At 43.4% G+C, this 10,902-nt stretch carries 7 protein-coding genes; all 7 read left to right on the plus strand.

Annotated elements, in window-relative coordinates:
* Positions 1-4 precede the first annotated feature (4 nt).
* The 7 genes from OO184_RS06885 (at position 5) to OO184_RS06915 (ending at position 10,274) form a co-directional block, all read left to right on the plus strand.
* Positions 5-1,279, plus strand: coding sequence for an 8-amino-7-oxononanoate synthase family protein (locus OO184_RS06885; protein ID WP_265378527.1), 1,275 nt, complete (start codon positions 5-7; stop codon positions 1,277-1,279).
* A gap of 60 nt (positions 1,280-1,339) precedes the next feature.
* Complete coding sequence (locus tag OO184_RS06890; RefSeq protein WP_118988063.1) at positions 1,340-1,663, plus strand: chorismate mutase; 324 nt, start codon at positions 1,340-1,342, stop codon at positions 1,661-1,663.
* Positions 1,664-3,739 (plus strand): aminodeoxychorismate synthase component I, encoded by a 2,076-nt coding sequence (pabB, locus tag OO184_RS06895; protein WP_265378528.1) that lies wholly within the window; start codon positions 1,664-1,666, stop codon positions 3,737-3,739.
* Positions 3,732-4,619, plus strand: a complete 888-nt coding sequence (locus tag OO184_RS06900) for a prephenate dehydrogenase dimerization domain-containing protein (RefSeq protein ID WP_265378529.1) — start codon at positions 3,732-3,734, stop codon at positions 4,617-4,619. Before pabB ends, OO184_RS06900 begins: the two co-directional genes overlap by 8 nt.
* Before the next feature lie 22 nt (positions 4,620-4,641).
* Positions 4,642-6,174, plus strand: coding sequence for an MFS transporter (locus tag OO184_RS06905; RefSeq protein WP_265378530.1), 1,533 nt, complete (start codon positions 4,642-4,644; stop codon positions 6,172-6,174).
* Between the two features lie 909 nt (positions 6,175-7,083).
* Positions 7,084-8,364 (plus strand): hypothetical protein, encoded by a 1,281-nt coding sequence (locus OO184_RS06910; protein WP_265378531.1) that lies wholly within the window; start codon positions 7,084-7,086, stop codon positions 8,362-8,364.
* Positions 8,365-8,951: 587 nt separating this feature from the next.
* Positions 8,952-10,274, plus strand: coding sequence for a hypothetical protein (locus OO184_RS06915; RefSeq protein ID WP_265378532.1), 1,323 nt, complete (start codon positions 8,952-8,954; stop codon positions 10,272-10,274).
* Positions 10,275-10,902 lie beyond the last annotated feature (628 nt).

Here is a 10,902-nt window from a genome sequence, read left to right on the forward strand (position 1 = left end):
AATAATGAATGTAAAACACAAGCAGGATTGGATGACAATTCGCCGGTCACGGACAACCGGAGCTTTAGCACAAGCTATCGATGAAGGTTTGACTAGCTTCACTGTAGTAGAACGTCAAGGTAAACAAATTACTACAGAGGAAGGAGAAATCTTTACTGAATTTGTTTCCTGTTCTTATTTGGGATTAGAACATCATCCTGTCTTAATTGAAGCGGCAAATCAGGCAATGTCCCGTACAGGGATACATTTGTCATCATCCCGTGGTGCAATGCGGCCACAATATTTGGGGCAATTAGAGAAACTGTTGGAAGAGATTTATCCGGGCGGTTCCGTTGCTGTGTTTACTTCCACCAGTAATGTTCACCTTGGCGTATTACCGTTATTGGGCAGTGGCTCTTTACCTAGCTATCCCCTTTCTCGGCCTGTACATTGGTTGATGGATAAAACGGCTCATGCCTCTATGCAGGTATTACGCGGTATTCTCGAACAGTTCGGACCGGTATCGCGGGTCGATAGTGCTGATCCGCAGTCGATACAGCAAGCTTTACAGAACTGTAAAGAGAATCAGCATACACCTATCCTACTGATTGATGGTATTGGTTCAATGAACGGTTTAATTCCGGTTGCAGAATTAACTCGACAATTGGCCGCTGCCGGAGGTTATGTCTATGTCGATGATGCTCATGGTATTTCTATTATGGGGCGTCATGGCGCCGGTTATGCTTTTGCTGCGCTTGACCATATTCTGCCATCCAACCTTATACTTGCAGGCTCATTATCCAAAGCGTTTGGCGGCGCGGGCGGGTTTGTCGTGGTTGCAGGCGCCGATGATGTCGAAGTGATCAGTACCTTAGCGAATCCTCTGGTTTTTGGTCATTCGATTATGGTGCCGATGTTGGCAGCTAACGTTGCCTCAGCAAAACTTCACCTTAGCCTTGAAATAGAAATCCGGCAGGAGCAGTTGTGGAAAAACATCGAGCTGTTTGATTCTTTAATGGATAACGGCTTGATGAATGCCGGTGTGCAATCTCCCGTCCGTGGCGCTTTATTCGAAAATGAAACGGAAGGGCTTGAAGCCGCTCGTTTGCTGCGTAACAACGGCATCTTATTATTCCCGGTATTTTATCCACTGGTCCCAGATGGTAATGCAATGTTGCGTTTTGCCTTCTCCAGCGAGCATAAGGCAGGTGAAATCAAACATTTAGCAAATACCTTATTTGAAATAAGGGAAAAGGGGTTGAATTGGGTGGAGCCACAAGCGGTAGTTCCACAGGTATAATTGACGCCAATTTATCGATAAAGAAGATCATCGAAATGAATCAGTAACGAAGATCAACATATGACTCAATCAATAATAAATAAGCAGGACATATTACAACCTTACAGGGAATCTCTGGATGTTATTAATATGCAGATTCTGGCGCTTCTTTCAGAACGCATGAAAGTCTGCATGAAAATCGCTGAGATAAAAGCGGAACAGGATATTCCGATGATGCAGCCACAACGTATTACTTCGTTATTGGATATGTTGCGGGATAAATCAACAGATTTTGGGTTACGGCCTGAATATACTGAATCAATATTTCAACTGGTAATCAATGAAACTTGCTGTCGGGAAGAAGAATTGATTGATCAGTTGTTAAACGAGAAAGTAAAAAAATAAATGAAAATACTGCTCATTGATAATTATGATTCTTTTACGCAAAACATTGCTCAATATCTGTATGAAGTGACGGGCAGTGTGCCGTCCGTAGTCACCAATTCTTTGACTTATGAAGAGTTAGAGATAGACGAGTATGATGCGGTAGTTCTTTCTCCGGGGCCAGGGCATCCGGCTGAAAGCAGTGATTTTGGCGTCTGTGCTGAAGTTATTGCACGTGCCAAAGTTCCACTGTTGGGTATTTGTCTCGGTCATCAGGGAATTAGTCTGGCATTTGGCGGCTTTGTAGAACATGCTCCCAATCCGGTACATGGTTATCGCAGTCGCATCAGAAATACCGGAGAAGGATTATTCCTTGGTTTGCCTGAACAGTTTGAAGTGGTCAGATATCACTCGCTGGTATGTACCCGGCTGCCTGACAATTTAAAATGTACTGCCTGGACTGATGATGGCTTAATCATGGCGATTGAGCACACCGAAAGGCCGATCTGGGGTGTTCAATTTCACCCTGAATCGATTGATTCTGAATATGGGCGTGAGCTACTCAGTAATTTCGTGCGTATAGCGAAGACGTATAAAGAGAATAACGAACAGGAAGTTGCCGCTCAGAATATATGTACTAATGTCAATGAGGCCTATCTTGCGGTAGGTGGAAGACAATATCTCAAGCTGAATTATCGTGAATGTAAGGAGATCGTCGATCCTGAATCCTTGTTTATTCAACATTATGGCAACGATACACATGCTTTCTGGCTTGATAGTGAAAATTCCGATAGACCCAATGCCCGCTTCTCAATAATGGGAAGCGGTAATGCACAGGGCGCTGTCAGACTTGAATACAGTGTACAAACTGAGAGTTTGCGTTTGACTGGCCCTGATGGGGAGAGGATTGTTCAGGGAGATTTTTTCTCACTGATGTCTGAATTGCTTGGTTTTGTGGAAATTTCGACGCCAAAATCGATGCCATTTGTATTTAAAGGCGGCTTTGTTGGTTATTTAGGATATGAATTAAAGGCGCTGACAATTGGCAGCAACAAATATCATTCAGAACATCCTGATGCCAGCTTAATATTTACTCCGCATTTTTTTGTATTCGATCATCAGCAGAGTAAACTTTATGAATGCCTTATTACACCAGTAGGGCAGCCACAAAATTGGCTGCCGGAACTTTTAGTGACTAATGTAAAAAATACCGGTGAAGCGATACCTGACTTTATTCCTGGTGCGGTTGATCAGAACAAGATTTGTCTGGAATATGGTGCTCAGAAGTATATAGATGGAATCCATAAATCACTTCAATACATCACAGATGGCGAATCCTATGAAATCTGTCTGACGAATAGGGCAAAAATGGTTTATTCAGGGCATCCGTTGGATGCTTATCGGCGTATGCGTCATGCCAGTCCTGTACCTTATGGCGCCTATCTGGCGTGTGGGGATTTTTCTGTACTGAGCGCATCGCCGGAAACGTTTTTACGTATTGATGAGGCCGGAAATATTGAATCCAGACCGATTAAGGGAACCCGGCCACGAGGAAAAACGGCAGCAGATGATCAGCATTTGCAGATGGAACTGAGTCAGTCCACTAAGGATAGAGCAGAAAATCTGATGATCGTGGATTTAGTGCGTCATGATCTTAATCAAGTATGTCGTCCAGGCAGTGTGCATGTACCTGAATTATTTAAAGTTGAGAGTTTTTCTTCCGTACATCAATTGGTTTCGACCATACGCGGTGAATTATGCGAAGAAACGTCATCAATGGAAGCTATCCGGGCATGTTTTCCGGGAGGATCAATGACCGGCGCGCCGAAGAAGCGCACGATGGAGATTATTGATGCTTTAGAGTCATCGGCTCGCGGTGTTTACTCCGGTGCGCTTGGATGGTTATCCTTCAGCGGTGAAGTGGAATTGAGCATTGTGATACGTACCGCTGTATTACATCAAGAATGTGCTGAATTTGGCATCGGAGGCGCAATTGTCGCTCACTCCGATCCTTATGGCGAATTTGAAGAGACATTGGTCAAAGCGAGTGTGCCCTATTTCAGCTTTAGCCATATGACGGAGGAAGTGTGTGAGTAACCATAAGGTAGTCATTCTTGGTGGAGAAGGTGCTATTGGTGCTTTATTGGGGCGCCTTTTTACTCGCTGTGGCCACATCGTATACAGTGTTGACAAACGAACGCAGGGAGTGCGTTCTTATCACTATCATTCTCATTATTACCAGATTGATATCTTAAATCCGGTTGTTGATGCTGGAGAGGTTTTTAGTGGGGCAAAGGCGGTAGTCTTTGCTCTACCGGAAGCGGTTGCTGTACAGGCATTGCCTTGGGTGTTGTCAGCTATTGGCGATGATGTACAGATCGTGTCAACCTGTTCAGTTCAGGTCCCTTTCTATTCTGCGTTAAGAGCTGCCGCCCCGGGGCAGCCCTTCATTGGTGTTAACCCGATGTTCTCGCCATCTTTGCCGGAACAAAAAAGGCCGGTTGCAGTCATTCTCGATAACTGTCATGTTAGTGAGCATTGGATTGAGTGGGTATTGACGCAGGCTGATATGCGTATCAGCAGAATGATGCCAGAGGAACATGATAGGGTTATGGCGCTTTGTCAGGCTTTGCCCCATGCTGCGATACTGATTTTTGGCTTAGTGTTGGCGAAAAGTCCGTTAGATATTCGTACCTTGGCAACTATTGCGCCACCGCCTATGCGTACAATGCTGGCGTTATTATCAAGGATTTTACGCAATCCAATAGAAGTGTACTGGGACGTTCAATATGAAAATCCGATGGCTGCCGAACCGCGTCAGGGGTTGCTGCATGCCATACAACAGTTAGATTCGATAGTACAGGCTGGCGATCAAACTGAATTTGGCAATAACCTCAGAGATATTGCGCAACAACTGGGGGAACAGCTCGATATCAGTGCTGCTGATTGCCAGCATATTTTTTCAACGCTTGAATGATAATAGGAAAGGAGTTGAGGGGATGTCGTTAAATAGAGTTGCTGAGGCTAACGGGCGGGCAGGACTCAGAAATTGGCTGGGATTGCTGATATTGATGTTACCAGTACTGTTGGTGACGGTGGACAATACGATTTTAAGCTTTGCTTTACCGAAAATTGCGGAAGCTCTGGGACCCAGTGCAAGTCAGCAATTATGGATAATTGATGCTTATTCGTTGGTATTGGCTGGTTTGCTGGTATCAATGGGGAGTATTGGTGATCGTGTTGGCCATCGTTCATTACTGTTATTTGGATCTTTGGGATTTACTGTTATTTCAGTGTTCACCGCACTGTCAACTTCACCTGAACAATTGATTATAGGACGAGCCGCACTTGGATTTTTTGGTGCGATGCTGATGCCTTCAACTTTGGCGTTGATCAGCACTCTTTTTGAGGATCGTGAACAGCGTCGAGTGGCTGTTGCTATCTGGGCGACAACATTAACTATCGGTTCGGCCGTAGGTCCCGTAGTCGGTGGTGTGTTATTGCAGTTTTTCGATTGGAGTTCAATTTTCCTATTGGCAGTACCGGTATTAGTACCGTTGCTGATCTTCGGACCGATGTTATTGCCTGAGTCCGATAAAAAACAGACTGGCATTATCGATGTGTATAGCGTTTTATTATCGATCATCGCTATGGGTGGTATTGTTTACGCGATTAAACACCTTGCCAGTGATGGGTTTGAAATAAGTGTCATACTCGAACTGTCGGTTGGTCTTATTGCTGGTGTGCTATTTGTTCGCCGGCAACAGCGCCTGCCTGTACCGTTGATGGATCTTTCCCTGTTCCGTAATGGTATGTTTACCGGTTCAGTTATTGTTAACTTACTGAGTTTGGCATTGCTGGTGGGTTTTGTCTTTTTTGCCACACAGGTCTTGCAAATCGTACTCGGTATGGAGCCGATTTTGGCTAGCTTGGCACTGGTTCCCGGACAAATAATGGCGATTGTGATGGGTATGGCGATAGTGCCGATTGCTCAACGGGTGCCGGCTCATTATCTGGTGCCAATTTTGCTGAGTATTGCAGGTATTTCATTTCTTCTGGTCGCGAGTATCGGCAGTGATTTAGTCACTCTGATTGTTGCTTTCGCATTACTAGATATTAGTGTGGGAGCAATTGCTTCGGTGTCTAACGATTTGGTGCTTTCGTCAGTCCCTTCTTCTAAAGCAGGGGCGGCATCATCAATAAGCGAAACGGCTTATGAAGTGGGTGTTGTACTTGGTACGACGATTCTGGGGGGATTGGTCACTGCTTTCTATCGAATAACATTGCAATTGCCGAATGAGATCTCTCAGGAACAGGCTGGATTGGCTTTAGAGACGTTAGCGGGGGCTTACGTTGTTGCGAATTCATTAGCTGAATCAGAGGGACAGAAACTGATGGCAGCGGCATCGGAATCATTCACCAGCGCTATTCATATGATGAGCTGGATGACGGCAATATTAACCGCAGGAGTGGTATTGCTTGCTTGGCGTTTGCTGAAAGCTCCGCAGAAAACTCAAGTGCTTGAATATTGATTGTGTCTTATTGTGCAGCCGTTGGTAACGGCTGCACCGTGTTATGTTGATTTGGTTTCGTTCAGTTACTTTGATTTACTGTATACCCGTTATCTTTCAAGTTGCCTCTTTGTTGGCTGCACTCGCTCACCCCGGTCACATAGTTATCTATGCTCCCGGGGATTCTCTCCCTTGCCGTCGCGATGCATCTTGAAATCCATAAGGTATATGGCTTCATTAAGGCTATTTTATTTATTTTTTGTCGGTCATTTAGTAATTTATTTTTGGCATTAATTTATTTAAAAATTGAAAATTATTCGTAAAAAGATCTTGTTCTTAATTGTTTTTACCCTTTACTGAAGTTACATATATAATTTCATCATCAAATAATATCTATATACCCGTCATCTTTCAAGTTGCCTCTTTGTTGGCTGCACTCACTCACCCCGGTCACATAGTTCTCTATGCTCCCGGAGATTCGCTCCTTTGCCGTCGCGATGCATCTTGAAATCCATAGGGTATAGGTTTCTGTCTGGCTGTTATTTATGAACGATACAATCATACTCATTATTTGTATTTTACAATAGTACCTGATGAGACAAATATAAAATTAAAAGTTTTAATTAGTACATGTTAAAAGGTAGTGATGTATCACAGAAATATTCTCCATAATTAATGAAAAAAATTAAAAATTACACTAATATTTAAAATTGTGTAATTTGAATTTTGCATCCAATTGTGTCTGCAAAGTGAACAAATATTTACCTGATTAACTCTCACAGGAATTATTTCTGGCATGCCAGATGTTGAAGTACTTATATTCTTTGCCAGAAAAATTGATGTTTTCGCTATTGCTAAATTTGGTGATTAACCAGAGGCAATATTCTGGCTATTAGTAATATATATGGACTTAAATTCTGGAGAATATCTATGAATAAAATAAGAACTGTTGCCGAAACTTTGGCAATATTACATCAGAATCATCATCCGGTTGGTATAGAACGGCAGCCGAATCAACTTAAGACCTCGGATTTTGGCGGCAAGGTAATATTCTCTAACGATCCGAGGGCAGCGACTGTGCCCCCGGCATTTTTCACGGTACAAACCATACAGGAGCTGAAAGTACTTGGCGGTATACCTGACAGTGAATATGGCCCCGGTAGAATGGAACCTCATCATCCGTTACCTGAACCGTTTTCAGTTGAACGACTGGCGGATGTCTCGGGCAATCATATTGATTTATGCAAAGCTTTTCGGGCCTATATCTATGGTGATTCTGCGTTGGTCAAAGATTATGAAGAAATGCTGAATGCTAAGCGCTTCCCGATGAAGGTGGCGTTATACAGTGGGGGAAAAATCACAGTTACCGCAGATGCGCCATTGATTGTTGAAGATAAGTATGACCACGGCGAACCGATTCTTTTGGTGTATGACCAGATAGTTATTGAATCGGGAGGTCAAATTATTTGCCGCACTAATGGTCGAATCGAAGCTAACGCTATTGTAGGGAATGAAAACGCTGGAACTGAAAACATTGTCAATAAAGGCAGTAATGGCGTCAATGGTTTTGATGGCGCGCCAGGATATGATGGCGCTAATGGCAGCAATGGTAGTCCTGGTCAAGATAGTAAGAACGGTTGCTTATTTAGCGCCACGCCAGGTACTGATGGCTCCAGTGGTTCTACCGGAGCAATCGGGGGAGATGGCGCCGCGGCTGGAAATGCAAATGACTTAACCGTGAGTGTCCAATCTATTACTGGAGTCATAGGGGCAGCAACGGTAGGAGGGAATGGCGGTAATGGCGGAAGGGGAGGTCATGGCGGACATGGGGGGCTTGGGGGTAACGGGGGTAATTGGGGGAATGGAACAATCAAGTGGTGTCCTGATGAGGATGCAGGAAATGGGGGTGACGGAGGAAATGGCGGGAAGGGAGGGAATGGGGGTAAAGGTGGGGACAGTGGTAACATATATATTAATTTCTCTGAAGGCGATCCAAAACTTGAGGTTGTGTCACTTAATGGTCTTGGCGGTGAAGGTGGTAGGGGAGGATGGGGTGGAGTAGGCGGGAGACCTGGACATTCTCTTAAAGCGGTCGTTAGATATCGTCGATATGGAGAAGATGGTAGAGATGGCGCCAGAGGAGAATTTGGCGATGACGGTATCACTGGCAAGATATATATCAACGGTCATGAAAGGAAACCTGATCGCTAGCGGCGCCGCAATCGGACCGGTACGAACGATTATAAATGTCGAGAGATGAGGCCAGATATTCGTTTTGCTTATACCCAATGGATTTCAAGATGCATCGCGACGGCAAGGGATCGAATCCCCGGGAGCATAGATAACTATGTGACCGGGGTGAGCGAGTGCAGCCAACAAAGAGGCGACTTGAAAGATGACGGGTATATATTCAAGTGGCTTACATTATTAATTACTGAATGGTAATTAAATCTGGCCTTGCTGGTTAGCTCTTTTCTGTTTTGTCGTTATTTTTGAAAAATACGACCATAATTATGGTTTTCTATTTGTATTTCCTAATAATACCTGATGAGATAAATATAAAATTAAAAGTTTTAATTAGTACATATTGAAAGGTAGTGATATATCACAGAAATATTTTCTTTAATTAATGAAAAAGTGGGGGACATATATTAATATTTTAGATTGTGCAATTTAAATATGATATTCAATCACTTTTCTGTAAAGTGAATATACCTAATAGATTTCGAGTTGCAGCCAACAAAGAGGCAACTTGAAAGATGACGGGTATAAACTTAAAAAAACTCGGGAGAATTACCGTGAATAAAAGAAAAACTGTTGCTGAAACTTTGGCGATATTACGTCAGGATTATAATCTGATTGGTGTAGAGCGGCAGCCAAAGCAACTTAAGACCTCGGATTTTGACGGCAAGGTAATATTCTCTAACGATCCGGAGACATCTACTGTGCCGCCTGCGTTTTTTACGGTACAAACCATACAAGAGTTAAAGGCGCTTGGAGGTATACCAGACAGTGAGTATGGCTCTGGTAAAATGGAGCCCCATCATCCGTTACCTGAACCGTTTTCTGCTGAACGACTGGCAGATGCCACGGATTATCATATCGATTTGTGCAAAGCTCTTAGGGCCTATATTTATAGTGATTCTAATCTGGTCAAAGATTATGAAGAAATGCTGAATGCGAAGCGTTTCCCGATGAAGGTTGCGTTATACAGTGGCGAAAGAATCACGGTTATCGCAGGTGCGCCATTGATTGTTGAAGATAAAGATGATTATGGCGAACCGGTTGTCTTGGTGTATGACCAGATAATCATTGAACCGGGCGGTCAAATTATTTACCGCACTAATGGCAAGATTGAAGCGAACACGGTTGTAGGGAATGGCAATGATAAAAAGCAGAGCATTGTCAGTATAGGCACTGATGGAGCCGATGGTTTTGAGGGCGAACCGGGAAGTAATGGGATTAATGGCAGCAATGGCAGTATTGGTTCAGATTATAAACACGGTTGCTCTGTCGCATCCACACCGGGTACTGATGCAACTGGCGGTTCTTCTGGAGCGCAAGGGATGGATGGCAAAAGGGCTGGAAGTGCAAATGATGTCATTGTTGATGTTGAACTTTTTACTGGAGTCGTCAATGCGGCATCGATAGGTGGTAAGGGGGGAAATGGTGGATATGGCGGTAACGGGGGTAATGGAGGGAATGGCGGCAATGGAGGCGCTGCAACAAACAAATGTAGTGCTGGACATGGAGGAAAGGGAGGAGATGGCGGAAATGGAGGGAATGGGGGGAATGGGGGTAAAGGTGGGGACGGTGGTAACATCTATGTGAGTTTCACTCAGGGTCAACCGATAATTAATGCTTTGTCACATCGAGGGGATGGCGGAAGAGGAGGGTCGGGAGGAAGAGGAGGAAGAGGCGGATTCGGTGGGGGAAGCGGTGCTAATAGTGGGGGAAGGACTGATGGCCCTCCCGGAGTATCTGGTGAAGATGGTACTGATGGAACAGCCGGCAATGAAGGCACTTCTGGCAAGGTATATGTTAACGGTAATGCACGGAAGCATGGTGATCATCAGACTTTAGACTGGCTAAACGACTATAAGCTAAGCAACTATAAATAAGAGGAATGGATTCATATTTTCCGTATCGATTGGCAAGGTTTACTCGCAACAACGAAGATGTGTTCATAAATAACTCTTTTTTTATCGTTTTATAGATCACTTGGAGGGAACTCAGTCCGATTTTTGCGATCTGATCAATTGCGAAAAATCCCAAACCCCAACACGGACTGAGTTATGCTTATCGTAGCAATTATAAATGGAGGCAATGGTGGAGTAGGAGGAAAACGATAATACTCCTCAAGCTAATCAACTACGTGATGATGTGGGAGGTTGTAATTTAAAGAGATTGTAATTTAAATTGCCTGATTCAATTATTTTGATTTGCTGCTTATTTAATTAGGGTTATTTTATTGATCTTTTTATCAGTCATATAAGCGTTTCTTTGTGAAAAATCTTCTTTTTGTAAAGAAGAATTATTTCCCAATATTAATTTAAATTACATTCACGCTTTCATTGCTCAATAATACCCAATGAAATAAATGTAGAATTAAAAGTTTAAATTAACATGTATTAAAAGATAGTGATATATCACAGAAATATTCGCTTTAATTAATGAAAGAAGAAGGAAATTACATTACTATTTGAAATTGTGTGATTTAAATATTGCGCGATCGCTTTCTGTAAAGTG

The organism is Photorhabdus aballayi, assembly GCF_026153155.1.
In the GTDB taxonomy this organism is placed as follows: Bacteria; Pseudomonadota; Gammaproteobacteria; order Enterobacterales; family Enterobacteriaceae; genus Photorhabdus; species Photorhabdus luminescens.

Bases quoted from the DNA above. Each gene is read 5' to 3' on its own strand.
- pabB (WP_265378528.1), top strand. From the start codon at position 1,664: ATGAAAATACTGCTCATTGATAATTATGATTCTTTTACGCAAAACATT.
- OO184_RS06890 (WP_118988063.1), top strand. From the start codon at position 1,340: ATGACTCAATCAATAATAAATAAGCAGGACATATTACAACCTTACAGG.
- OO184_RS06905 (WP_265378530.1), top strand. From the start codon at position 4,642: ATGTCGTTAAATAGAGTTGCTGAGGCTAACGGGCGGGCAGGACTCAGA.
- OO184_RS06910 (WP_265378531.1), top strand. From the start codon at position 7,084: ATGAATAAAATAAGAACTGTTGCCGAAACTTTGGCAATATTACATCAG.
- OO184_RS06885 (WP_265378527.1), top strand. From the start codon at position 5: ATGAATGTAAAACACAAGCAGGATTGGATGACAATTCGCCGGTCACGG.